The organism is Pseudomonas sp. LFS044 (assembly GCF_047978245.1).
GTDB lineage: Bacteria > Pseudomonadota > Gammaproteobacteria > Pseudomonadales > Pseudomonadaceae > Aquipseudomonas.
In genome coordinates, this window is sequence record NZ_JBFPFX010000026.1 from 25,624 (window position 1) to 48,599 (window position 22,976).

At 63.4% G+C, this 22,976-nt stretch carries 24 protein-coding genes; 19 read left to right on the forward strand and 5 right to left on the reverse strand.

The annotated features are described in order from the left end of the window. Positions 1-282: 282 nt before the first annotated feature. Positions 283-813 carry an RNA polymerase factor sigma-70 gene (locus ACNQPL_RS20120; RefSeq protein WP_346615977.1) on the forward strand — a complete coding sequence of 177 codons (531 nt, stop codon included), beginning with the start codon at positions 283-285 and terminating at the stop codon, positions 811-813. 75 nt (positions 814-888) lie between these two features. On the opposite strand, the gene ACNQPL_RS20125 is transcribed toward ACNQPL_RS20120, so the two are convergent. Both ACNQPL_RS20125 and ACNQPL_RS20130 read right to left on the reverse strand, forming a co-directional pair. Further along, entirely contained in the window at positions 889-1,902 is a 1,014-nt protein-coding gene (locus ACNQPL_RS20125) for a GNAT family N-acetyltransferase (protein ID WP_416467689.1), read from the reverse strand. 64 nt (positions 1,903-1,966) lie between these two features. Continuing rightward, the gene (locus tag ACNQPL_RS20130) at positions 1,967-2,767 is read right to left on the reverse strand and encodes a substrate-binding periplasmic protein (RefSeq protein ID WP_416467721.1); all 801 of its coding nucleotides are present in this window, start codon (positions 2,765-2,767) and stop codon (positions 1,967-1,969) included. 164 nt (positions 2,768-2,931) lie between these two features. On the opposite strand from ACNQPL_RS20130, the gene ACNQPL_RS20135 reads away from it, so the two are divergent. Then, positions 2,932-3,477, forward strand: a complete 546-nt coding sequence (locus ACNQPL_RS20135; protein ID WP_346615975.1) for an exonuclease domain-containing protein — start codon at positions 2,932-2,934, stop codon at positions 3,475-3,477. Positions 3,478-3,566: 89 nt separating this feature from the next. Next, entirely contained in the window at positions 3,567-3,851 is a 285-nt protein-coding gene (locus tag ACNQPL_RS20140) for a pyrimidine/purine nucleoside phosphorylase (protein ID WP_012315400.1), read from the forward strand. A 112-nt stretch (positions 3,852-3,963) separates the two neighbouring features. Here the strand turns inward: ACNQPL_RS20140 and ACNQPL_RS20145 are convergent, their stop codons facing one another. After that, a complete protein-coding gene (locus ACNQPL_RS20145; RefSeq protein WP_416467690.1) occupies positions 3,964-4,656 on the reverse strand; it encodes an alpha/beta family hydrolase in 693 nt (230 codons plus the stop codon). Between the two features lie 49 nt (positions 4,657-4,705). Here ACNQPL_RS20145 and ccoN (ACNQPL_RS20150) point away from each other — a divergent pair, with 49 nt between their 5' ends. The 16 genes from ccoN (ACNQPL_RS20150) to ACNQPL_RS20225 all read left to right on the forward strand — a co-directional run bounded on the left by ccoN (ACNQPL_RS20150) (position 4,706) and on the right by ACNQPL_RS20225 (position 20,447). Beyond that, on the forward strand, positions 4,706-6,130 hold the full coding sequence (gene ccoN, locus ACNQPL_RS20150) for a cytochrome-c oxidase, cbb3-type subunit I (RefSeq protein WP_346615973.1): 1,425 nt from the start codon (positions 4,706-4,708) through the stop codon (positions 6,128-6,130). A 13-nt stretch (positions 6,131-6,143) separates the two neighbouring features. Further along, positions 6,144-6,752 carry a cytochrome-c oxidase, cbb3-type subunit II gene (ccoO, locus tag ACNQPL_RS20155; RefSeq protein ID WP_346615972.1) on the forward strand — a complete coding sequence of 203 codons (609 nt, stop codon included), beginning with the start codon at positions 6,144-6,146 and terminating at the stop codon, positions 6,750-6,752. 5 nt (positions 6,753-6,757) lie between these two features. After that, positions 6,758-6,952, forward strand: a complete 195-nt coding sequence (locus tag ACNQPL_RS20160; RefSeq protein WP_346615984.1) for a cbb3-type cytochrome oxidase subunit 3 — start codon at positions 6,758-6,760, stop codon at positions 6,950-6,952. After that, positions 6,949-7,890, forward strand: coding sequence for a cytochrome-c oxidase, cbb3-type subunit III (gene ccoP / locus ACNQPL_RS20165; protein ID WP_416467691.1), 942 nt, complete (start codon positions 6,949-6,951; stop codon positions 7,888-7,890). Before ACNQPL_RS20160 ends, ccoP (ACNQPL_RS20165) begins: the two co-directional genes overlap by 4 nt. Positions 7,891-8,349: 459 nt before the next feature. Further along, the gene (gene ccoN, locus ACNQPL_RS20170; protein ID WP_346615970.1) at positions 8,350-9,792 is read left to right on the forward strand and encodes a cytochrome-c oxidase, cbb3-type subunit I; all 1,443 of its coding nucleotides are present in this window, start codon (positions 8,350-8,352) and stop codon (positions 9,790-9,792) included. Continuing rightward, entirely contained in the window at positions 9,792-10,400 is a 609-nt protein-coding gene (gene ccoO / locus ACNQPL_RS20175; RefSeq protein WP_346615969.1) for a cytochrome-c oxidase, cbb3-type subunit II, read from the forward strand. Before ccoN (ACNQPL_RS20170) ends, ccoO (ACNQPL_RS20175) begins: the two co-directional genes overlap by 1 nt. A 5-nt stretch (positions 10,401-10,405) precedes the next feature. Further along, positions 10,406-10,603: a CcoQ/FixQ family Cbb3-type cytochrome c oxidase assembly chaperone gene (locus ACNQPL_RS20180; protein WP_012315408.1), complete on the forward strand. Its 198-nt coding sequence runs from the start codon at positions 10,406-10,408 to the stop codon at positions 10,601-10,603. Next, positions 10,600-11,580 (forward strand): cytochrome-c oxidase, cbb3-type subunit III, encoded by a 981-nt coding sequence (ccoP, locus tag ACNQPL_RS20185; protein ID WP_387527915.1) that lies wholly within the window; start codon positions 10,600-10,602, stop codon positions 11,578-11,580. Before ACNQPL_RS20180 ends, ccoP (ACNQPL_RS20185) begins: the two co-directional genes overlap by 4 nt. 309 nt (positions 11,581-11,889) lie before the next feature. Continuing rightward, entirely contained in the window at positions 11,890-13,305 is a 1,416-nt protein-coding gene (gene ccoG / locus ACNQPL_RS20190; protein WP_416467692.1) for a cytochrome c oxidase accessory protein CcoG, read from the forward strand. A 15-nt stretch (positions 13,306-13,320) separates the two neighbouring features. Next, complete coding sequence (locus tag ACNQPL_RS20195) at positions 13,321-13,848, forward strand: FixH family protein (protein ID WP_346615966.1); 528 nt, start codon at positions 13,321-13,323, stop codon at positions 13,846-13,848. 143 nt (positions 13,849-13,991) lie between these two features. Next, a complete protein-coding gene (locus ACNQPL_RS20200; protein ID WP_416467693.1) occupies positions 13,992-16,436 on the forward strand; it encodes a heavy metal translocating P-type ATPase in 2,445 nt (814 codons plus the stop codon). A 13-nt stretch (positions 16,437-16,449) separates the two neighbouring features. Beyond that, positions 16,450-16,662, forward strand: a complete 213-nt coding sequence (ccoS, locus tag ACNQPL_RS20205; RefSeq protein WP_387527903.1) for a cbb3-type cytochrome oxidase assembly protein CcoS — start codon at positions 16,450-16,452, stop codon at positions 16,660-16,662. Continuing rightward, a complete protein-coding gene (locus tag ACNQPL_RS20210) occupies positions 16,655-17,338 on the forward strand; it encodes a sulfite exporter TauE/SafE family protein (protein ID WP_416467694.1) in 684 nt (227 codons plus the stop codon). Before ccoS ends, ACNQPL_RS20210 begins: the two co-directional genes overlap by 8 nt. A gap of 200 nt (positions 17,339-17,538) precedes the next feature. Beyond that, a complete protein-coding gene (hemN, locus tag ACNQPL_RS20215) occupies positions 17,539-18,921 on the forward strand; it encodes an oxygen-independent coproporphyrinogen III oxidase (protein ID WP_416467695.1) in 1,383 nt (460 codons plus the stop codon). Positions 18,922-19,107: 186 nt separating this feature from the next. Continuing rightward, the gene (fnrA, locus tag ACNQPL_RS20220) at positions 19,108-19,842 is read left to right on the forward strand and encodes a Crp/Fnr family transcriptional regulator FnrA (RefSeq protein WP_054884113.1); all 735 of its coding nucleotides are present in this window, start codon (positions 19,108-19,110) and stop codon (positions 19,840-19,842) included. 56 nt (positions 19,843-19,898) lie between these two features. Continuing rightward, positions 19,899-20,447, forward strand: coding sequence for an adenine phosphoribosyltransferase (locus tag ACNQPL_RS20225; RefSeq protein ID WP_003254303.1), 549 nt, complete (start codon positions 19,899-19,901; stop codon positions 20,445-20,447). Positions 20,448-20,568: 121 nt separating this feature from the next. Here the strand turns inward: ACNQPL_RS20225 and recR are convergent, their stop codons facing one another. Further along, complete coding sequence (gene recR, locus ACNQPL_RS20230) at positions 20,569-21,171, reverse strand: recombination mediator RecR (RefSeq protein ID WP_346615961.1); 603 nt, start codon at positions 21,169-21,171, stop codon at positions 20,569-20,571. A 193-nt stretch (positions 21,172-21,364) separates the two neighbouring features. Next, positions 21,365-22,690, reverse strand: a complete 1,326-nt coding sequence (locus ACNQPL_RS20235; RefSeq protein WP_416467696.1) for an MFS transporter — start codon at positions 22,688-22,690, stop codon at positions 21,365-21,367. Positions 22,691-22,976 lie beyond the last annotated feature (286 nt).

A 22,976-nucleotide genomic window follows, 5' to 3' on the forward strand; every position in this document is an offset into this window, starting at 1 on the left:
GTAAGTCGGGCCGGTTGCCCCGCACGGGATGGCGGGCAGCGTTCGGCGGCCGGATGTACAGAGGGGAACGGATGGGCAGCGGAAGAAATTACCGCGAGGACGCAGCCATGAAACCGGCAAAAGGTGAAGCGCGTCACGCTCACCTGCTTAGAACCGAAATCACTGGTTACTAATTACCTTTCGTATTTGACAATCATTATCATTCTGAATAGTTTGTCGCACGTCGTAGGAAGCTTCCCTGTCTTGGGTGCTCCTATTCCCTTCTGAGACAAGGTGATTTCCATGGCGGAACAACTATCCACAAGTAAGTGCGATTCACCATTACTCCAGGCATTCGTCGACAACCGCAGCATCCTGGTCAAGATCGCGGCGCGCATTACCGGCTGCCGATCGCGGGCCGAAGACGTGGTGCAAGATGCCTTCTTCCGGCTCAGCGCCGCCCCGCAGATCACCTCGTCATTCAAGGCGCAGCTCAGCTACCTGTTCCAGATCGTGCGCAACCTGGCCATCGACCATTACCGCAAACAGGCCATGGAACTGAGGTATTCGGGCAGCGAAGAGGAAGGCATGAACGTGGTCATCCCCAACGCCTCGCCCGAAGCCACGCACATCAACCTGGCGGCACTCGAGCACATCGCCGATGCGCTCAACGAACTGCCGCAACGCACCCGCTATGCGTTCGAGATGTACCGCCTGCACGGTGTGCCGCAGAAGGACATCGCCAAGGAGCTTGGCGTGTCGCCGACGCTGGTCAACTTCATGATTCGCGATGCCCTGGTGCATTGCCGCAAGACGGCCAGTCGGCAGGTTTGAAGCAGCTGCAAGCCGCAAGATGGAGCAGCGCCGACGCGCCCTTCTCTTGCAGCTTGGAACTTGAAGCTGTCACCTCTAGGCGAGCCTGCAACGCTCGAAAAACCGCTCCCGCCCCAGAATCATCAGCGCCGCGCGCTTGTGCGGGAAGTCGAATTCCTTGTCGCAATGGAAGCACTGGTCGTGCATGTAGCCGATCATCTTGCCATTGTCGGCACGCGGCTCAGCCACCACCCGCTGGGTGCGCGGGTCATCCAGGAACAGGTAGTGGACCAGCGCCGACAACCAGCTGGCGACCTTGTGCGGGCCGCGATGCGCCTCCTCCCCCACCAGCATGTGGATGCCGCGATCGTAGTCGTCGGCCTGGTAGAACGGGGCGATGCGGTCTTCCTTGGCCCAGTACGCCTCGAAGTAGGCGAACGGCTGATCGTCAAAACAGCCGATCAGGGTCACGGTATGCGGGTCGGCCTCCAGCTTGGCCAGGTAGTCGCGGTGCTGCTCCAGCGACCCGCCCTCTTGCCAGAACTGCTCCACCCGCGGGTTGTTCTGCCAGCGATTGAAGCGCTCCAGGTCCTGGTCGATCTCCAGGGTGCGCAGTGACACCCAGCTACCCAGGCGCGCATCGAAGCGCCGGTAGACCTCACCACGGGGCTTGGGCGCGCGGCGCGGGTGGCGCTTGCCGTTGCTGATCTGCATCTGTTGCGGGTAAGCGTCGCCCACGGGCTGACCGAGCCAAGGCTGTGGCAACTGCCAGAACATCGTGCGCTCGCACAGGTAGACGCCAGGCTGTTCGGTAGCCAGCAACAAGCCGCTGGCGAGTGCCTGCGGTAGCGCCTCTGGCAGGTGCCAGGCCAGGCGCTGGCGGCCCTGGTCACGGGACAGCAGCCAATAGCAGGCAGCCCACAGTGCTTGCTGCGGGCGCTCTGGGCAAAGGCTTTCAAGGTGGATGGCCAACGTATCGGCGGTCTCCAGGCGCACCTTGATCAACGGCCTGCCCTCGAGGGTCAGGCTCAACCAGCAGTCACCTTCGTCGGCACTCAGGCTGCGCCAGCGTGGCGGTGACAGGGGCTGCGAAGCGGCATCGAACGGCATGGGCAGGGCTCACTGAAAATGAAAGAAAGGCTCACCCCTGAAAACGTCGCTGCAACCTGGGAATTTAGTCGCGTGGGGCGTCAACGGCGATTCGATAGGGCTGGAAGATCCGGGCCAGCTCGCCGTTGTCGCGCATTTGGCGCAACAGCGCAGCGAGTTGCTGGTCGCTGATGGGGGCACCCGGGCGCAGCAACGCGTAGTGGTGATACACCTGATCAACGCGCGTGGAGGCCATCAACTGGCTGCCGCTGGCGGGGTTGCGCACCAGGAAATCGCTGAGGTACGAGCGGGTTACCAGCGCAATGTCGGCACGCCCGGCCTGAACCATCAGCAGGTTGCTGTCGTGCGAATAGGTCAGGGTCGCGCTGTAGGTCTTGCGCAGGTAGTTGGGGTCGGAGTTGAAACCGGCGAAAGCATAGTGGTAGCCATTGAACAGCGCCAAGCGCTTGCCGGCGAGGTCATCGAAGTAGTGCTGGTCGCGGTTGTCGACCTGCCTGGCGACGAACACCTCGGCGTCTTCCAGGCCCATGTCCACGGCATGATGCGGAATCTGCTGCCAGCCCCACGCCGGGTTTTCGAAGATGGCCATGTCGGTGCGGCCTTGCTGAAAATCGCCGAAACGCCGCTGGATGGACGTGGGCACCAGCACGAAGCGGTAGTCCTGCTGCTGGCGGTTCAACGCTTCGACCAGTTGCGGCAGCAGGCCCGTATCGGCGCCCTGCTCCGGGCGCACTGTGTAAGGCGGGAAATGCGCGGCGCCGATCTTCACATCAATGGCGTCGGCAGCCCAGACCGGCACCGCCAGCCATACCGCGGCCAGCATCAACAGGGTGGACAAAGCCTTCCGGCCGGGCGCTGGGGTCAACACGGACACTCATCACGGTTCATACCTGGATGCGCCTTAAGCTAGGCGTTTTCCCGGCAGCGCACAACCGCTGGTTATGCCAAAACAACGGCATTTTGCCAGGGGATGCCGTGTGGCCAGACATTGGCTACGCTGCTCTAGCATGTATGGCGAGGGAGCCTGGTATGGGCCACTGGTTGGTGATCGACCTGGAAGCCACCACCGATGAAGGTGGCTGGCCGGTCACAGAGATGGAAATCATAGAAATCGGCGCCAGCCTGGTGACCCGTGACGGCCGGGAAGTGGACCACTTCCAGCGCTTCGTGCGGCCACGGCGGCGGCCGCAATTGACGCCGTTCTGCCGCGAGCTCACCCATATCAGCCAGGCCAACGTCGACAGCGCTGCGGCGCTGCCCGAGGTGTGGGGGTGCTTCGAACGCTGGCTGGGCCACCATCGCGGGCAGTTGCAGGCGTGGGTGAGCTGGGGCGATTACGACCGCCAGCAACTGCTGCAGGAATGGCGGCAGCATCACCTCGACAGCCTGTTGCGCAACCTGCCGCACATCAACCTCAAGCAGCGCTTCGCCAAGGCCCGCCACCTGCAGCGCCCGGCCGGGCTCAACGGCGCGCTGCAACTGGCCGGCATGCACTTTTGCGGGCAGCAACACCGGGCGCTGGAAGATGCGCGCAACACCGCCCGGTTGCTGCCCTTGAGCCTGCCGAGCGTTTGAAGCCAGGGCCCCTGAAAGCAGATGACGGGGCGGATGGGCTTGGGCATACTGGCCAGCCCTTTTTCATCCCCCTTTTCAGGAGTCGCCCCATGTTCAAGGTCAATGAATACTTCGATGGTACCGTCAAGTCGATCGCCTTCGAAGGCACTGAAGGCCCGGCCACCGTCGGCGTCATGGCACCGGGCGAATACGAGTTCGGCACCGCCAAGCGCGAAATCATGCACGTGGTTTCCGGTGCGCTGACCGTGAAGCTGCCGGGTAGCGACAACTGGGAAACCTTCAACGCTGGCGACAAGTTCAACGTGGCCGCTGACAGCAAGTTCCAGCTGAAGGTGGCGGTGGATACCGCTTACCTGTGCGAGTACCGCGACTAAGCGGTAGCCTGCTCCGGCCTCATCGCCGGCAAGCCGGCGCCTACAGGAACCCCGCAGTGCTCGACGCTGTGGTACTCCTGTGGGAGCCGGCTTGCCGGCGATGAAGGCAACACTATTTCACAAGAAACCCCGCCACCTTCTCAGCCGCCGCCTGCAAGTGCTGCTCATGGCTGAACCCCGAAGCCTTCAGCGGCTTCAGGTCATGATCCCCCGCCACCAACCAGCTCACCTCGATCGACGGTGACAGCGCATAGCCCTGCACGGCCTCGCGATTACCCAGCGCATCCCGTTCGCCCTGCACGATCAATGTCGGCGTCTGCAACCCGGCCAGGTGCTCGACCCGTGGTTTTTCCGGCTTGCCCACGGCATAGAACGGATAGCCCAGGCACACCAGCGCGTCCGCGCCGAGTTCGTCAGCCAGCAGGCTGGCCATACGCCCGCCCATCGACTTGCCACCAATCGCCAGCCTGCCCGTGACCAAAGGTCGCACCTGCCGGTACACCTCGCGCCAGCATTCCAGCAATACCTTTTGCGGGTTGGGTGGCCGCTTGCCGCCCCCGACCCTGCGCTCGGCCATGTACGGGAACTCGAAGCGGACCACGCCCACCCCACGCGCCGCCAGCCTTTGCGCCATCTCGTCCATGAACCCGCTGTCCATCGGCGCACCCGCGCCGTGAGCCAGGATCAGGCACGCGGACGGGCTGCTATCTCCCTGATTTTGCGGAGGATCGCAGCGCAAGCCTGGGACATTTGCGACCTTCGCCCATTGATCCCCGTCAATACCGGCACTTAGCCCATTACTCATGCTTGCCTCGCTGTAAAGCCTGCCAATAACCGTGGATGGGAACCCATACATGAACACAACCAGCAGTACCGCCTATAACTACAAGGTGGTCCGCCAATTCGCCATCATGACGGTGGTGTGGGGAATCGTCGGGATGGGGCTCGGCGTCTTCATCGCCGCCCAGCTCGCCTGGCCTTCCCTCAACTTCGACCTCCCCTGGACCAGCTTCGGCCGCCTGCGCCCACTGCATACCAATGCGGTGATCTTTGCGTTCGGCGGCTGTGCACTGTTCGCCACCTCCTATTATTCGGTGCAACGCACCTGCCAGACCACCCTGTTCGCACCGGGCCTGGCCGCGTTCACCTTCTGGGGCTGGCAACTGGTGATCCTGCTGGCGGCCATCACCCTGCCGCTGGGTTACACCAGCTCCAAGGAATACGCCGAGCTGGAATGGCCGATCGACATCCTGATCACCATCGTCTGGGTCTGCTACGCCATCGTGTTCTTCGGCACGCTGATGAAACGCAATACCAAGCACATCTATGTGGGTAACTGGTTCTTCGGCGCTTTCATCCTGACCGTGGCGCTGCTGCACATCGTCAACAACCTGGAACTGCCGGTCAGCCTGACCAAGTCGTACTCGGTGTATGCCGGCGCCACCGATGCCATGGTGCAGTGGTGGTATGGCCACAACGCCGTGGGCTTCTTCCTCACCGCAGGCTTCCTGGGCATGATGTACTACTACGTGCCCAAGCAGGCCGAGCGCCCGGTGTATTCCTATCGCCTGTCGATCGTCCACTTCTGGGCACTGATCACCCTGTACATCTGGGCCGGCCCGCACCACCTGCACTACACCGCGCTGCCTGACTGGGCGCAGTCGCTGGGCATGGTGATGTCGCTGATCCTGCTGGCACCGAGCTGGGGCGGCATGATCAACGGCATGATGACCTTGTCCGGCGCCTGGCACAAACTGCGCAGCGACCCGATCCTGCGCTTCCTCGTGGTGTCCCTGGCGTTCTACGGCATGTCCACCTTCGAAGGCCCGATGATGGCCATCAAGACCGTCAACGCCCTGTCGCATTACACCGACTGGACCATCGGCCACGTGCACGCCGGTGCTCTCGGCTGGGTGGCGATGATCTCCATCGGCGCGCTGTACCACACCATCCCGAAAGTGTTCGGCAAAGCGCGCATGTACAGCCTTGGGCTGATCAACGCGCACTTCTGGCTGGCGACCATTGGCACCGTGCTGTACATCGCCTCGATGTGGGTCAACGGCATCGCCCAGGGCCTGATGTGGCGCGCGGTCAACAGCGACGGCACGCTCACTTACTCGTTCGTGGAAACCCTGGTGGCCAGCCACCCGGGCTTCGTGGTGCGCTTCGTCGGTGGCGCGATCTTCCTCAGTGGCATGTTCCTGATGGCCTGGAACACCTGGCGCACCGTGCGTGCACCGGCCACCGAAGCCGCCCCTGCCAACGCCCAGCTGGCCTGAGGAGACCTGCCTGATGAAACATGAAGTGATCGAGAAAAACGTCGGCCTGATGGCGCTGCTGATGGTGTTCGCCGTCAGCATCGGTGGCCTGACCCAGATCGTCCCGCTGTTCTTCCAGGACGTCACCAACAAGCCGGTCGAAGGCATGAAGCCCTACACCGCGCTGCAGCTGGAAGGCCGCGATATCTACATCCGCGAAGGCTGCGTAGGCTGCCACTCGCAGATGATCCGCCCGTTCCGCGCCGAAACCGAGCGCTACGGCCACTATTCGGTGGCCGGTGAAAGCGTGTGGGACCACCCGTTCCTGTGGGGCTCCAAGCGCACCGGGCCAGACCTGGCGCGTGTCGGTGGCCGCTACTCCGATGACTGGCACCGTGCGCACCTGTACAACCCGCGCAACGTGGTGCCGGAGTCGAAGATGCCGTCCTACCCGTGGCTGGTCGCAGCGCAAGTGGACAACAGCCATACCGACACCAAGATGCGCACCCTACGCACCCTGGGCGTGCCGTACAGCGACGAAGACATCGCCGGCGCCCGCGACGCGGTCAAGGGCAAGACCGAGATGGACGCCCTGGTCGCCTACCTGCAGGTGCTCGGCACCGCCATCAAGAACAAGAGGTGAGTGCGATGGAAATGGACATCGGCATGATCCGCGGCCTGGGCACCCTGGTGGTGATGGTCGCCTTCATCGGCCTTTCGCTGTGGGTTTTCAACCGCCGCCGCGACCATGATTTCGCCGAAGCGCGCCTGCTGCCCTTCGTCGACGACCGCCTGCCCCCTGCCGGGCAGGAACCTGCTGCCAAGAGGAGTTCCGGGCAATGACCACCTTCTGGAGTACGTACATCAGCGTACTGACCATCGGCAGTCTGATTGGCCTGACCTGGCTGTTGCTGTCGACCCGCAAGGGCCAGAGCAGCGACACCACCGACCAGACCATGGGCCACAGCTTCGATGGCATCGAGGAGTATGACAACCCGCTGCCCAAGTGGTGGTTCTGGCTGTTCGTCGGCACTTTGGTGTTTGCGGTGGGCTACCTGATCCTCTACCCGGGCCTGGGCAACTGGAAAGGCATCCTGCCCGGCTACGAGAATGGCTGGACAGGCGTTAACGAATGGCAGAAGGAAATGGACAAGGCCGACGCCAGGTTCGGCCCGATCTTCGCCAAGTACGCCGCCATGCCCGTCGAGGAAGTGGCCAAGGACCCACAGGCGCTGAAGATGGGCGGCCGTCTGTTTGCCTCCAACTGTTCGGTGTGCCACGGCTCCGACGCCAAGGGCGCCTATGGCTTCCCCAACCTGACCGACAACGACTGGCGCTGGGGTGGCGAGCCGGAGACCATCAAGGCGTCGATCATGAATGGCCGCCACGGCGTGATGCCGGCCTGGGCTGAAGTGATCGGCGAGCAGGGCGTGGCGGATGTGGCCGCCTACGTGCTGACCAACCTCGATGGCCGCAGCCTGCCGGAAGGCACCAAGGCTGACGTGGCCAAGGGCAAGGAAATCTTCGCCGGCAACTGCGTGGCCTGCCACGGCCCTGAGGGCAACGGTACGCCGGCCATGGGTGCACCTAATCTGAACCACCCGCAGGCGTTCATCTACGGGTCGAGCTTCGCCCAGTTGCAACAGACCATTCGCTATGGCCGCCAGGGGCAGATGCCGGCCCAGGTGGAAATCCAGGGCAATGACAAGGTGCACCTGCTGGCGGCTTATGTGTACAGCCTGTCGCAGGGTGATGTTGCCGAAACCGTGACCGCCAAGTAATACCCCGGGGCCGCTCTGCGGCCCAATCGCCGGCAAGCCGGCTCCCACCGTTATCGCAGCGTTGCAAAATCCTGCGGGAGCCGGCTTGCCGGCGATTGGGCTGCAAAGCAGCCCCTGCACTTCCCCGCCTCGCCCCTCCCCTTGCACCCCCTCTGAACAGAACTAAGCTTGTTGCCACAGTGGGCTTCGCTGCCAATCCAGCGGAGCAGACGCGGCGCAACGCCTGACGCCGCCCTCAAAAAAAAGCTTGACCGAACGATCAGAAAAAGGTGAAAAACGGTACACATTACAAATATTTATTTGTGTACAATCGCCCAGACCCTAGTGCCTCGGGACACCGGCAAAAGGGCCCGGACACGGGTCGGCGCAAGTCTCCTTGCGTTGCCATAACCCTGGTGGTTATCGATACTGGCGCCGATTTTTCAACCAACAAGAACACCAAAACCGTGGAACCTTAGAATGAGCACAGCACTCAGTCCGACTGCTTATAACTATAAGGTCGTCCGCCAGTTCGCCATCATGACGGTGGTCTGGGGGATCCTTGGCATGGGCCTCGGCGTCTTCATCGCCTCGCAGCTGGTGTGGCCGCAACTGAACCTGGACCTGCCCTGGACCAGTTTCGGCCGCCTGCGCCCGCTGCACACCAACCTGGTCATCTTCGCCTTCGGCGGCTGTGCGTTGTTCGGCACCAGCTACTACGTGGTGCAGCGAACCTGCCAGACCCGGCTGATCTCCGACAGCATGGCCGCCTTCACCTTCTGGGGTTGGCAGGCAGTCATCGTCGGTGCGCTGATCACCTTGCCGATGGGCTACACCACCACCAAGGAATACGCCGAGCTCGAATGGCCGCTGGCGATCCTGCTGGCCATCGTCTGGGTCACCTACGGGCTGGTGTTCTTCGGCACCATCGTCAAGCGCAAGACCAAGCACATCTACGTCGGCAACTGGTTCTACGGCGCCTTCATCGTGGTCACCGCGATGCTGCACATCGTCAACCACATTTCGCTGCCGGTGAGCCTGTTCAAGTCGTACTCGGCCTATGCCGGCGCCACCGACGCGATGATCCAGTGGTGGTACGGGCACAACGCCGTAGGCTTCTTCCTCACCACCGGCTTCCTGGGGATGATGTACTACTTCGTACCCAAGCAAGCCGAGCGGCCGATCTACTCGTATCGCCTGTCGATCGTTCACTTCTGGGCGCTGATCACCCTGTACATCTGGGCCGGCCCGCACCACCTGCACTACACCGCGCTGCCCGACTGGGCGCAGTCGCTGGGCATGGTGATGTCGATCATCCTGCTGGCGCCAAGCTGGGGCGGCATGATCAACGGCATGATGACGCTGTCCGGTGCCTGGCACAAACTGCGCACCGACCCGATCCTGCGCTTTTTGGTGGTGTCCCTGGCGTTCTACGGCATGTCCACCTTCGAAGGCCCGATGATGGCCATCAAGACGGTCAACTCGCTGTCGCACTACACCGACTGGACCATCGGCCACGTCCACGCCGGCGCGCTCGGCTGGGTGGCGATGATCTCGATCGGCGCGGTGTACCACATGATTCCCCGGTTGTATGGGCGGGCACAGATGCACAGCGTTGGCCTGATCAACGCGCACTTCTGGCTGGCGACCATCGGCACCGTGCTGTACATCGCCTCGATGTGGGTCAACGGCATCACCCAGGGCCTGATGTGGCGCGCCATCAACGATGACGGCACGCTCACCTACTCCTTCGTCGAAGCCCTGCAGGCCAGCCACCCGGGTTACATCGTGCGGGCACTGGGCGGTGCGTTCTTCGCCTCCGGCATGCTGCTGATGGCCTACAACGTGTTGCGTACCGTACGCGCGGCCAACCCGGTAGAAGCGGATGAAGCGGCCAAGATCGTCGTCGTGGGAGCGCACTGATGAAGCATGAAGCTGTCGAGAAGAACATAGGCCTGCTGGCCTTCTTCATGGTCATCGCCGTGAGCGTCGGTGGCCTCACCCAGATCGTCCCGCTGTTTTTCCAGGACGTCACCAACAAGCCCGTCGAAGGCATGAAGCCGCGCACCGCGCTGGAAGTCGAAGGCCGCGACATCTACATCCGCGAAGGCTGCGTAGGCTGCCACTCGCAGATGATCCGCCCGTTCCGCGCCGAAACCGAGCGCTACGGCCACTATTCGGTGGCCGGTGAAAGCGTGTGGGACCATCCGTTCCTGTGGGGCTCCAAGCGCACCGGGCCGGACCTGGCCCGCGTCGGTGGCCGCTACTCCGATGACTGGCACCGTGCGCACCTGTACAACCCGCGCAACGTGGTGCCGGAGTCGAAGATGCCGTCCTACCCGTGGCTGGTAGAGAACAAGCTCGACGGCAAGGACACCGCCAAGAAGCTCGAGGTGCTGCGCACCCTGGGCACGCCGTACACCGATGCGGACATCGCCGGTGCCGCTGACGCGGTCAAGGGCAAGACCGAAATGGACGCCCTGGTGGCGTACCTGCAGGGTCTTGGCACCATCATCAAAAGCAAACGGTGACGCTGATGGATATCGGGATGATTCGCGGCCTGGGCACCGTCGTGGTGATGGTGGCCTTCGTGGGCCTGGCGTTGTGGGTGTTCAACCCACGGCGCAAGCAGGAATTCGACGAGGCCACCCAACTGCCGTTCGCCGATGACCCCGAGGCCAAAACGCACGTCGAGCAAGCGCAAGCAAAAGCTTCTGGGAGCAAACAACAATGACAACCTTCTGGAGTCTGTACGTTACCGTCCTGACCCTGGGCACCATCTTCGCGTTGACCTGGCTGCTGCTGTCCACCCGCAAGGGCCAGCGCGAAGAGGCCACCGACGAAACCGTCGGGCATGCCTTCGATGGCATCGAGGAATATGACAACCCACTGCCCAAGTGGTGGTTCTGGCTGTTCGTCGGCACCATCATCTTCGCACTCGGCTACCTGGTGCTGTACCCGGGCCTGGGCAACTGGAAAGGTGTGCTACCGGGGTATTCGTACCTGGATAACGACAAGCAGACCGAGTTCACCAATGGCCAGCCAGGCTGGACCGGCGTGCACGAGTGGGAAAAGGAAATGGCCAAGGCCGATGCCCGCTTCGGGCCGATCTTCGCCAAGTACGCGGCCATGCCGATCGAAGAGGTAGCCCAGCAGCCGCAAGCGCTGAAAATGGGCGCGCGGCTGTTCGCCTCCAACTGCTCGGTGTGCCACGGCTCCGACGCCAAGGGCGCCTATGGCTTCCCCAACCTGACCGACAACGACTGGCGCTGGGGCGGCGAGCCGGAAACCATCAAGACCTCCATCATGGGCGGTCGTCACGGCGTGATGCCGGCCTGGTCGGAAGTGATCGGTGAACAAGGCGTGGCCGATGTCGCGGCGTTCGTGGTGAGTAAGCTCGATGGCCGTACCCTGCCTGAAGGCGTCAAGGCCGATGCCGAGAACGGCCAGAAGATCTTCGCTGCCAACTGCGTGGCCTGCCACGGGCCGGAAGGCAAGGGTACGCCGGCAATGGGCGCGCCGAACCTGACCCATCCGCAGGCGTTCATCTATGGGTCGAGCTTCGCCCAGCTGCAGCAGACCATCCGCTACGGGCGCCAGGGGCAGATGCCAGCGCAGGAGCAGCTGCAGGGTAACGACAAGGTGCACCTGCTGGCGGCGTATGTGTACAGCCTGTCGCATCAGCAGCAGGAGCCTGAAAAGGCTGAGTGATACCTGCACTGGCCCCATCGCCGGCAAGCCGGCTCCCACAGGGACCCCACCGAATTTGAGTCAAGGGATTACCTGTGGGAGCCGGCTTGCCGGCGATAAGGCCGGTAGATTCAGCACAAGCTGACCTGGATCAATTGACACCCGCCCTATCACGATTCACACCACGAACCCAATGCGGCTAAAGGTCGCAGCGCGTCCCCGAAGTGCCATCACCGGCGTATCATGGGCCGCAGAGCGCTAGCAGAATGCGCGAGACTGTGGCCGGCACGCACTGGCTGCGGCGTTTTTCCACTGCCGTGGGACTTGATGATGAGCAAGCAAATTCCGGTACATGATGTCACCCCGCCTGCCAGCAAAGGGAAGGACTCCGTCGACCTCTACGCCTCCCGCGAGAAAATCTACACCCGCGCCTTCACCGGCATCTTCCGCAGGCTGCGGATGGTCGGCGGGGCGGTACTGTTTCTGCTCTACTTCGGCACCGTGTGGCTGAACTGGGGCGGCCACCAGGCCGTGTGGTGGAACCTGCCCGAGCGCAAGTTCTATATCTTCGGCGCCACCATCTGGCCACAAGACTTCATCCTGCTCTCGGGCATCCTCATCGTTGCCGCTTTCGGCCTGTTCTTCGTCACGGTGTACGCCGGCCGCGTCTGGTGCGGCTACACCTGCCCGCAAAGCGTGTGGACGTGGATTTTCATGTGGTGCGAAAAAGTCACCGAGGGTGACCGCAACCAACGCATGAAGCTCGACAGAGCCCCCATGAGCGGCAACAAGTTCCTGCGCAAGTTCGTCAAGCACAGCCTGTGGCTGCTGATCGGGTTCGTCACCGGCATGACCTTCGTCGGCTATTTCTCGCCGATCCGTGAGCTGGTCATCGAATTCTTCACCGGCCAAGCCGATGGCTGGGCGTACTTCTGGGTCGGTTTCTTCACCCTCGCCACCTACGGCAACGCCGGCTGGCTGCGCGAGCAGGTGTGTGTGTACATGTGCCCCTATGCGCGCTTCCAGAGCGTGATGTTCGACAAGGACACACTGATCGTTTCCTACGACCCGCGTCGCGGCGAAACCCGCGGCCCGCGTAAAAAGGACACCGACTACAAGGCCCAGGGCCTGGGCGACTGCATCGACTGCACCCTGTGCGTGCAGGTGTGCCCCACCGGTATCGACATCCGCGACGGCCTGCAGATCGAGTGCATCGGCTGCGCCGCGTGCATCGATGCCTGTGACAGCATCATGGAGAAGATGAACTACCCCAAAGGCCTGATCAGCTATACCACCGAGCACAACCTGTCGGGGCAGAAGACCCACATGCTGCGCCCACGGCTGATCGGCTATGCCTTGGTGCTGCTGGTGATGATTGGCGCCCTGGCCACCGCCTTCGCCACCCGCTCGCTGGTCGGTTTCGACGTCAGCAAGGACCGCGTGCTGTACCGCGAAAACGCCCAGGGCCGGATCGAGAACGTGTACAGCCTCAAGGTCATGAACAAGGACCAGCGCGACCACGTGTACGTGCTTGACGCAGCCGGCCTGCCCGACCTGCGCCTGGAAGGCCAGCGCGAAATCCGCGTGGCCGCCGGCGACATCGTCAGCCTGCCGGTGCAGTTGTCGGTCGCCCCCGAGAAACTGCCTTCGACCACCAACGAAATCACCTTCATCCTCAAGAGCGCCGACGACAGCGCCGCCGAGGTCGAAGCCAAGAGCCGCTTCATCGGCCCACAGATCCGCTGAGAGAGAATTCGCCCAATGCCTGCCGCCACCGCCACCAGCCCCTGGTACAAGCACCTCTGGCCCTGGATCATCATCGGCATCCTCACCACTTCGGTGTGCCTGAGCCTGACGATGGTCAGCATCGCCGTGCGCAACCCGGACAACCTGGTCAACGACAATTACTACGAGGCCGGCAAGGGCATCAACCGCTCGCTGGACCGCGAACTGCTGGCGCAAACCCTGAACCTCAAGGCCAGCGTGCACCTGGACGAGCTGACCGGTGAAGTGGACGTGCGCCTGACCGGCAACAGCGACCCACAGAGCCTGGAACTGAACCTGATTTCACCGACCCAGCCGGGCAAGGACCGCAAGGTGTTGCTGAGCCTTGCGGAACCCGGGCGCTATGTCGGGCAGCTGGATGACAAGGTCGATGGCCGGCGCTTCGTCGAGCTGCTGGGCAGCCAGGGTGAACATGTGTGGCGGTTGTTTGAGGAGGAGAAGGTGGAGCATGGCGTGACGTTGCAGCTGGGCGATGAAGCGTTGCAGGGTGCCGAGCACCAATAGCCGCATCACATTCATTTCCTGTGGGAGCGGGCTTGTCCCGCGAAGGGGCCGGTTCAGGCAATATCATGTGCAGGTCTGGCCCATTCGCGGGCCAAGCCTGCTCCCACAGGATCCGTTCCTTACTGTCGATACGTACTCGCCTTATGACCCAGCCCACCCCCTGCTACCACTGCGCCCTGCCCGTCCCTGCCGGTAGCCGCTTCACTGCCGTGGTGCTCGGTGAGCCACGACAATTCTGCTGCCCTGGCTGCCAGGCGGTGGCCGAAGCCATCGTCGCTGGCGGCCTGGAACACTATTACCAGCACCGCAGCGACAGCAGCGCCAACCCCGAAGCCCTGCCCAGGCAGGTGCAGGATGAGCTGGCACTGTATGACCGCAGTGACGTGCAGCAGGCCTTCGTCCACCACGCCGGTGACCTGGCCGAAGCCACCTTGCTGGTCGAGGGCATCAGTTGCGCCGCCTGCGGCTGGCTGATCGAAAAACACCTGCGTAATGTGCCGGGCGTTGCCGAGGCACGGCTCAATTTGTCCAACCACCGGCTGTTGATCAGCTGGGAGGACCATCAGCTGCCGCTGTCCCGGCTGCTGGCCGAGCTGCGCCAGATCGGCTATGCCGCGCACCCGTACCAGCCCGACCAGGCCGCCGAACAGCTGGCCGGCGAAAACCGCAGCGCCCTGCGCCGGCTCGGCGTGGCCGGGCTGCTGTGGTTCCAGGCGATGATGGCAACCATGGCGACCTGGCCGGAATTCAACATCGACCTGTCGCCCGAGCTGCACACCATCCTGCGCTGGGTGGCGCTGTTTCTGACCATCCCCATCGTCTTCTACAGCTGCGCACCGTTCTTCAAAGGGGCCGCGCGCGACCTGCGAACGCGCCACCTGACCATGGATGTGTCGGTATCGCTGGCTATCGCACTGGCCTTCGGTGCAGGTATCTGGACGGCGATCACCGGCAGCGGCGAGCTGTATTTCGACACCGTGGGCATGTTCGCGCTGTTTCTGCTCACCGGCCGCTACCTCGAACGTCGCGCCCGCGAGCGCACGGCCGCGGCCACCGCACAGCTGGTCAACCTGCTGCCTGCCTCGTGCCTGCGCCTGGACGTCATCGGCGGCACCGAGCGCATCCTGCTCAGCGAACTGCAGCGCGGCGACACCGTGCAAGTGCTGCCCGGGGCAGTGATCCCGGCTGACGGGCGCATCGTCGAGGGCCGCTCCAGTGTCGACGAATCGCTGCTGACCGGCGAGTACCTGCCGCAGCCTCGGCGGGTGGGCGAACGGGTTACCGGCGGCACCCTGAATGTCGAAAGCACCCTGAACATCGAAGTCCAAGCCCTCGGCCAGCAATCACGGCTGTCTGCCATCGTCCGCCTGCTTGAACGCGCGCAAACCGAAAAGCCGCGCCTGGCCGAGATCGCTGACCGGGCCGCGCAGTGGTTTTTGCTGTTCAGCCTGGTGGCCGCCGTGGTGATCGGCTTGTGGTGGTGGCAGCTGGACCCGGCCCGGGCCTTCTGGATCGTCCTGGCCATGCTCGTGGCGACCTGCCCGTGCGCGCTGTCCCTGGCCACGCCAACGGCGCTCACAGCCGCCACCGGCACCCTGCACAAACTCGGCCTGCTGATCACCCGGGGGCATGTGCTGGAAGGCCTCAACCAGATCGACACGGTCATTTTCGACAAGACCGGCACGCTCACCGAAGGCCGCCTGACCCTGCGTAGCATCCGCCCGCTGGGTTCAGTCCCCCCCGACCGTTGCCTGGCCCTGGCTGCCGCACTGGAAAACCGCTCCGAACACCCCATCGCCCGAGCCTTCGGGCGCAACGCTGCAGCTGCAGACGATGTACAAACGGTGCCAGGCCTGGGCCTGGAAGGGCGGGTAGACGGCCAGCCGCTGCGTATCGGCCAGGCCACTTTCGTGTGCGCCCTCAGCGGCGCCGAAATACCCCCTGTGCCAGAACCTCGCGGCCAGTGGCTGTTGCTGGGGGACCGCGAAGGCCCGTTGGCCTGGTTCGGCCTGGATGACCGCCTGCGCGATGACGCCCCTGCCCTGCTGGCAGCCTGCAAGGCACGTGGCTGGCGCACGCTGCTGTTGTCGGGCGACAGCTCGCCGATGGTCGCTGAAGTGGCCGCACAACTGGGCATCGACCAGGCCATCGGCGGCCTGCGCCCGGATGACAAGCTGGACCGGCTGAAAGCGCTGCAGACCGCCGGGCGCAAGGTATTGATGCTCGGCGACGGGGTCAACGATGTGCCGGTGCTGGCCGCCGCCGACATCAGCATCGCCATGGGCAGCGCCACCGACCTTGCGAAAACCAGCGCCGATGCAGTGCTGTTGAGCAACCGCCTGCAGGCGCTGGTACAGGCGTTCGACCTGGCCCGCCGTACCCGCCGCAATATCCTCGAGAACCTGCTCTGGGCAACCCTGTATAATGGCCTCATGTTGCCGTTTGCCGCGCTCGGCTGGATCACCCCGGTGTGGGCCGCCGTCGGCATGTCGGTCAGCTCGCTGATCGTCGTCCTCAACGCCCTGCGCCTGACCCGGCTGCCGCGCACGGCGGCCGTCAGCAGCCCCGCACAACCTGCCATTGCCTGATCAGGAGCCGCCCATGCCAGCCCTCTATGTCATGATCCCGGCCGCCCTGCTGCTCGTCGGCGTGGCGGTGTACATCTTCTTCTGGGCGGTGGACAGCGGCCAGTATGACGACCTTGAAGGCCCTGCCCACAGCATCCTGTTCGACGACCAGGACCCGCGTCACCAAGCCGCCGTAAAGCCCGAAGCCGACCAGCCGCAAGACAAGGACCCAACGCCCCGTGCCTGACCTGCTCCCCCTGCTCGGCTCGGCGCTGGTCCTCGGTTTGCTGGGCGGTGGCCACTGCCTGGGCATGTGCGGCGGCCTGATGGGCGCCCTGACCCTGGCCATCCCGCCAGAGCAACGCGGCCGGCGCGCGCGCCTGCTGCTGGCGTACAACCTGGGGCGCATCCTCAGTTACACCTGCGCTGGCCTGCTGCTCGGCCTGGCCGGCTGGGCCGTGGCCAGTAGCCCGGCGGCCCTGGCGCTACGGGTGGTCGCCGCGCTGCTGCTGATCGCCATGGGGCTGTACCTGGCCGGCTGGTGGAGCGGGCTGACGCGGATCGAAGCGCTGGGCAGAGGGCTGTGGCGGCATATCCAGCCCATGGCCTCACGCTTGCTGCCAGTCTCCAGCCTGCCTCGCGCCCTGCTGCTCGGCGCCCTGTGGGGCTGGCTGCCGTGCGGGCTGGTGTACAGCACCTTGCTGTGGGCGGCCAGCCAGGGCAATGCGGGGTATAGCGCGGCGCTGATGCTGGCGTTCGGGCTGGGGACCTGGCCGGTATTGTTAGCGACCGGGTTGGCGGCAGAGCAGGTGAACAGCCTGTTGCGGCGGCGCAGCGTGCGGATGGCGGGCGGCCTGCTGGTGATCCTGTTCGGCGTGTGGACCTTGCCTGGGCCGCACCAGCACTGGTTGATGGGGCACTGACCGGGGCTGCTGCGCAGCCCAATCCCCGGCAAGCCGGCGCCCACAGAGTTATGTAGCGCCAAAGTAACTGTGAGGCCCGGCTTGCCGTGGCGGTGGACCGCAGCGATTGTGCCCCGTTAGCTCTTGATACAAATCAACACAGATTCCTACAGACGACCATAGACTCCGGGGCACTGCTGCTCTTTCCGGGGACCGCCCACATGCTCGAAGATCTACGCTGGGATGCCGACCTGATCCGCCGCTACGATCTGGCCGGCCCGCGCTACACCTCCTACCCCACCGCCGTGCAACTGCACAGCGAAGTGGGCTCGTTCGACCTGCTTCACGCCCTGCGCGAGAGCCGGCGGGCGGTGCGCCCGTTGTCGCTGTACGTGCACGTGCCGTTCTGCGCCAACATCTGCTACTACTGCGCCTGCAACAAGGTCATCACCAAGGACCGCGGCCGCGCCGCGCCCTATCTTCAGCGCCTGGAGCAGGAGATCCAGTTGATCGCCTGCCACCTGGACCCTAAACAACGTGTTGAACAGCTGCATTTTGGCGGCGGCACGCCGACCTTCCTCAGCCATGTGGAACTGCGCCAGCTGATGGCCACCCTGCGCCAGCATTTCAACCTGCTGGACGACGATTCCGGTGACTACGGCATCGAACTCGACCCACGCGAGGCCGACTGGTCGACCATGGGCCTGCTCCGCGAACTGGGCTTCAACCGTGTCAGCCTCGGCGTGCAGGACCTGGACCCAGCGGTGCAGCGCGCGGTCAACCGCCTGCAGAGCCTGGAACAGACCCGCACCCTGATCGAGGCGGCGCGCACCCTGCAGTTCCGCTCAGTGAACCTTGACCTGATCTACGGCCTGCCCAAGCAGACACCCGAAGGCTTCGCGCGCACCGTCGAAGAGGTCATCCGCCTGCAGCCAGACCGCCTGTCGGTGTTCAACTACGCCCACTTGCCGGAACGCTTCATGCCGCAACGGCGCATCGACAACAACGACCTGCCGGCCCCGGCAGCGAAGCTGGAGATGCTCCACACCACCATCGAGCAGCTCACCGACGCCGATTACCGCTACATCGGCATGGACCATTTTGCCCTGCCCGACGACGAACTCGCCGTGGCCCAGGAAGAAGGTACGCTGCAACGCAATTTCCAGGGCTACACCACCCACGGCCACTGCGACCTGATCGGCCTCGGGGTTTCGGCGATCAGCCAGATCGGTGATCTGTACTGCCAGAACAGCAGCGACCTCAATACCTACCAGGACACGCTTGCCAATGCCCAGCTGCCCACCCAGCGCGGGCTGGTGTGCACCCATGATGATCGCCTGCGCCGGGCGGTCATCCAGCAACTGATCTGCCACTTCGAGCTGGATTTCGAGCCGATGGAAGAAGCCTTCACCATCGATTTTCGCGGCTACTTCAACGAGCTGTGGCCGGAGTTGCTCACCCTGCAACGCGACGGCCTGATCCGCCTGGACGACAAAGGCATTCGCATTCTGCCAGCCGGGCGCCTGCTGGCCCGCTCGGTGTGCATGGTGTTCGATGCCTACCTGGCGATGCACAATCACCAGCGTTTCTCTCGCGTTATCTAGATTAGCGAGTCGATTCACCGCATGGACAAGCCTGCTGGCCAGGCACACTATGGGCACCAACGGACCCCCGGCATCATGCAGCTGGGGTTCGGCCACGGCGCACCACAATAGCGCACGCTGGCCTACACCCTATGCCGTAGGTTACCCTTACGACTTATGTGTGCTTTCCCACAAGGATCGATTCAAATGTCCGAGCCAGTCAAACTGCGCGCCCACAACCAGGCCCATTGCAAGGATTGCAGCCTGGCCCCCCTGTGCCTGCCTCTTTCCCTCAACCTGGAAGACATGGATGCACTGGACGAAATCGTCAAACGCGGGCGACCGCTGAAAAAAGGCGAGTTTCTGTTCCGCCAGGGTGACAATTTCGGCTCGGTCTACGCAGTACGTTCCGGCGCGCTCAAGACCTTCAGCCTGAGCGACAGCGGCGAAGAGCAGATCACCGGCTTCCACCTGCCCAGCGAACTGGTCGGCCTGTCCGGCATGGACACCGAAGCCTACCCGGTGTCGGCCCAGGCCCAGGAGACCACCTCGGTGTGCGAAATCCCCTTCGAGCGCCTGGACGAGCTCTCGGTGCAACTGCCGCAGCTGCGCCGCCAACTGATGCGGGTAATGAGCCGCGAAATCCGCGACGACCAGCAAATGATGCTGCTGCTGTCGAAAAAGACCGCCGACGAACGCATTGCCACCTTCCTGGTCAACCTGTCCGCGCGCTTCCGCGCCCGCGGCTATTCGGCCAATCAGTTCCGCCTGAGCATGTCGCGCAACGAAATCGGCAACTACCTTGGCCTGGCGGTGGAAACCGTGTCGCGGGTGTTCACCCGCTTCCAGCAGAACGGCCTGATCCGCGCCGAAGGCAAGGAAGTGCACATTCTCGACCCGATCCAGCTGTGTGCGCTGGCCGGCGGAGCAATGGAGGCCTGAAAGCCTGGCTGAAAAAGGTATACTGGCGCATTCGTTTTCCCAGGATACCCGCAACAATGCACAGCGAAGCCTTCGACCTCAAAGCCCTGATCCGCCCGGTAGTGGACTTCCCCAAACCGGGCGTGATCTTCCGCGACATCACTCCGCTGTTCCAGTCGCCGCGCGGGTTGCGCTATGTCGCCGACCAGTTCATCGAGCGTTACGTCGAGGCTGAGTTCAGCCACATCGGCGCCATGGACGCGCGGGGTTTCCTGATCGGCTCGATCATCGCCCACCAGCTGAACAAGCCGCTGATCCTGTTCCGCAAGCAAGGCAAGCTGCCGGCCGATGTATTGTCGGAGGGTTACCAGACCGAATACGGCGAAGCCTTCCTCGAAGTGCATGCCGACAGCCTGTGCGAAGGGGATTCGGTACTGATCTTCGATGACCTGATCGCCACCGGCGGCACGCTGCTGGCTGCGGCCAACCTGGTGCGCAGAACCGGTGCTCAGGTATTCGAGGCAGCGGCAATCATCGACCTACCGGAGCTGGACGGTTCCCGCCGGTTGCAGGCGGCGGGTGTGCCTACCTTCTGCCTGACCGAGTTTTCGCTGAGCGAGTACTGAGTCAGCCTCGTGGGCCGCGTTGCGGCCCCAATCGCCGGCAAGCCGGCTCCTACAGGGAGCGGCCTTGCCGGGGCGCCGGACCGGTCGGAAAGGGCCGCACTGCGGCCCCCGACAATTCAAATCAAAGGGAAATCGGCCGACGCCCCGCAAAGGCATGCGCCAGGGTGCCGCCATCGACCAGCTCCAGCTCGCCACCCAACGGCACGCCGTGGGCAATCCGCGATGCCACCAAGCCCTTCTCCGCCAGCAACTGCGCGATGTAATGCGCCGTCGCCTCCCCTTCCACGGTCGGGTTGGTCGCCAGGATAACTTCGGTAAAGCTGCCCTGCTCTTCGATCCGCGCCATCAGTTGCGGCACACCAATCGCCTCAGGCCCCAGGCCATCGAGCGGCGACAGGTGCCCCTTGAGCACGAAGTAGCGGCCGCGATAACCGGTCTGCTCCACCGCATACACGTCCATCGGCCCTTCCACCACGCACAACTGGGTGTCGTCACGGCGCGTATCGGCGCACTGCGGGCACAACTCCTGCTCGGTCAGGGTGCGGCACTGGCGGCAATGGCCAACCCCTTCCATGGCCTGGCTCAGCGCCTGGGCCAGGCGCACACCACCACTGCGGTCACGCTCGAGCAGCTGCAGCGCCATGCGCTGGGCGGTTTTCTGGCCAACACCGGGCAGGGTGCGCAGGGCGTCGATCAGTTGGCGGATGAGGGGGCTGAAGCTCATGGGGGAAGGCCTGATAAATCAATGAGAGGCGGTTTATACCGGCGCGGGCTGGCAGCGTCAAATCTCCCACGTCACGGGTAAAAACAACTGACCCAGCGTTGCAGTTGACCCCGGCTGCCCAGCACGCGTTCACCCGCGCCTCACTGAATCCGGCTATCGCCGCAGGCCTTCGCTTGCAGCGATAGCCAGCGGCTCAGGACTCGACCGCCCCGCGCAGCGGCGTCTGCTGGTCGTCGCGCCGGCCAGGGCGCACGGCCAGTACTGCGACCAGCGAGATCAGCACCGTGCCCAGCAAGTACAGGGCGACCGGTTGCCAGCTGCCGTTGTAACGGCTGAGCAGGAAAGTCGCGATCAGTGGTGCGGTACCACCAGCCAGGGCGGCGCCCAGCTGATAGCCCAGGGTGATGCCGGTGTAGCGCACACGGGTGGAGAAGATCTCCGAACTCATGGTACCCAGCACGGCAGTCACCGGCGCCCACAATACGCCGAAGGCAATCACCGTGGCCAGCATCAGGCCCCAGGTGGTGCGGGTATCAAGCAACATGAAATACGGCACGATGAACGCGGCGATCAGCAGAATACCGGCAATGTAGACCGCCTTACGCCCGACCTTGTCCGACAGCCAGCCCATCAGCGGAATCATCAGCGAGGCGACCGCCGCACCGATCATCACTGCATTCAGAGTAGTGACCTTGCTGTAACCCAGGGTCGTCACCGCATAGCTGACCACGAACGTAGAGAAGATATAGAAAGGCGCCGTTTCCACCACTTTCAGGCCGGCAGCGATCAGTACTTCGCGCCAGTGGTCGCGCAGGGTCTCGACCAGGGGCATCTTGGCCACGTTGCCGGTTTCCTTGGCTTTCTTGAAGTCCGGGGTTTCGTCCAGGCCATGGCGAATCCACAGGCCAAGGAACACTAGGCCCGCGCTCAGTACGAACGGCACACGCCAGCCCCAGCTCATGAACTGGTCTTCCGGCAACATCGCCATCAAGCTCACGGCCATGGTGGCCAGCAGCATGCCAACCGTCACCCCCACCTGCGGCACGCTGCCGAACAGGCCCTTGCGTTTGGCCGGTGCGTACTCGTAGGCCAGCAGCAGCGCGCCGCCCCATTCGCCACCGATGCCCAGGCCCTGGATCACACGCAGGCTGATGAGCAGGATGGGTGCCCAGACGCCGATATGCTCATAGGTGGGCAAGCAGCCGATGAGCACCGTAGCGCCGCCCATCAGCGACAGGGTAATGACCAGGGTCTTCTTGCGCCCGATACGGTCGCCAATGTGCGCGAACAGCACACCGCCGATGGGCCGCACGAAAAAGGTCAGGGAAAACGACAGGTACGCCAGCAGCAGGCCGACCACCGGGTCGAAGGTCGGAAAGAACAGCTTGTTGAATACCAGGGCGGCGGCGGTGCCGTAGAGGAAGTAGTCGAACCATTCGATGGAGCTGCCGGTAAGGCTGGCGACCAAGGCTCGGCCACGCCCCTGGGTTGCTGGGGGAGTTGCACTGGACGGCGTCATTCGAGTCTCCGTTTTTTTGATGTTATGTCGGCGAGCACTGTGTGAAGTGTGACAAAGAGCAACCAGGTTGCACCGTTGCGAGCGGATGGTATTCAAACTGTGGAAAAAGGTGCAACCAAGATTAAACGTTTAATCTTTAATTTTTTTTGAATACTTAAGGAAATGCCCTGTTTTGATTCGTTTTCACAGAAAAAAACAGCGCGCTCACCATAATGGTGCCTGGGAAGAAAAAAACCACACCGCAAGGTTTTAATTGAATGAACATTCAAAGTTGCACCGGGTTGCA

Bases quoted from the DNA above. Each gene is read 5' to 3' on its own strand.
- ccoO (WP_346615969.1), top strand. From the start codon at position 9,792: ATGAAGCATGAAGCTGTCGAGAAGAACATAGGCCTGCTGGCCTTCTTC.
- ACNQPL_RS20160 (WP_346615984.1), top strand. From the start codon at position 6,758: ATGGAAATGGACATCGGCATGATCCGCGGCCTGGGCACCCTGGTGGTG.
- ccoP (WP_387527915.1), top strand. From the start codon at position 10,600: ATGACAACCTTCTGGAGTCTGTACGTTACCGTCCTGACCCTGGGCACC.
- ACNQPL_RS20140 (WP_012315400.1), top strand. From the start codon at position 3,567: ATGTTCAAGGTCAATGAATACTTCGATGGTACCGTCAAGTCGATCGCC.
- ACNQPL_RS20145 (WP_416467690.1), bottom strand. From the start codon at position 4,656: ATGAGTAATGGGCTAAGTGCCGGTATTGACGGGGATCAATGGGCGAAG.
- ACNQPL_RS20200 (WP_416467693.1), top strand. From the start codon at position 13,992: ATGACCCAGCCCACCCCCTGCTACCACTGCGCCCTGCCCGTCCCTGCC.
- ACNQPL_RS20125 (WP_416467689.1), bottom strand. From the start codon at position 1,902: ATGCCGTTCGATGCCGCTTCGCAGCCCCTGTCACCGCCACGCTGGCGC.
- ccoO (WP_346615972.1), top strand. From the start codon at position 6,144: ATGAAACATGAAGTGATCGAGAAAAACGTCGGCCTGATGGCGCTGCTG.
- ACNQPL_RS20195 (WP_346615966.1), top strand. From the start codon at position 13,321: ATGCCTGCCGCCACCGCCACCAGCCCCTGGTACAAGCACCTCTGGCCC.
- ccoN (WP_346615970.1), top strand. From the start codon at position 8,350: ATGAGCACAGCACTCAGTCCGACTGCTTATAACTATAAGGTCGTCCGC.
- ACNQPL_RS20235 (WP_416467696.1), bottom strand. From the start codon at position 22,690: ATGACGCCGTCCAGTGCAACTCCCCCAGCAACCCAGGGGCGTGGCCGA.
- hemN (WP_416467695.1), top strand. From the start codon at position 17,539: ATGCTCGAAGATCTACGCTGGGATGCCGACCTGATCCGCCGCTACGAT.
- ACNQPL_RS20135 (WP_346615975.1), top strand. From the start codon at position 2,932: ATGGGCCACTGGTTGGTGATCGACCTGGAAGCCACCACCGATGAAGGT.
- fnrA (WP_054884113.1), top strand. From the start codon at position 19,108: ATGTCCGAGCCAGTCAAACTGCGCGCCCACAACCAGGCCCATTGCAAG.
- ACNQPL_RS20180 (WP_012315408.1), top strand. From the start codon at position 10,406: ATGGATATCGGGATGATTCGCGGCCTGGGCACCGTCGTGGTGATGGTG.
- ccoG (WP_416467692.1), top strand. From the start codon at position 11,890: ATGAGCAAGCAAATTCCGGTACATGATGTCACCCCGCCTGCCAGCAAA.
- ACNQPL_RS20225 (WP_003254303.1), top strand. From the start codon at position 19,899: ATGCACAGCGAAGCCTTCGACCTCAAAGCCCTGATCCGCCCGGTAGTG.
- ccoS (WP_387527903.1), top strand. From the start codon at position 16,450: ATGCCAGCCCTCTATGTCATGATCCCGGCCGCCCTGCTGCTCGTCGGC.
- ACNQPL_RS20120 (WP_346615977.1), top strand. From the start codon at position 283: ATGGCGGAACAACTATCCACAAGTAAGTGCGATTCACCATTACTCCAG.
- ccoP (WP_416467691.1), top strand. From the start codon at position 6,949: ATGACCACCTTCTGGAGTACGTACATCAGCGTACTGACCATCGGCAGT.
- ccoN (WP_346615973.1), top strand. From the start codon at position 4,706: ATGAACACAACCAGCAGTACCGCCTATAACTACAAGGTGGTCCGCCAA.
- recR (WP_346615961.1), bottom strand. From the start codon at position 21,171: ATGAGCTTCAGCCCCCTCATCCGCCAACTGATCGACGCCCTGCGCACC.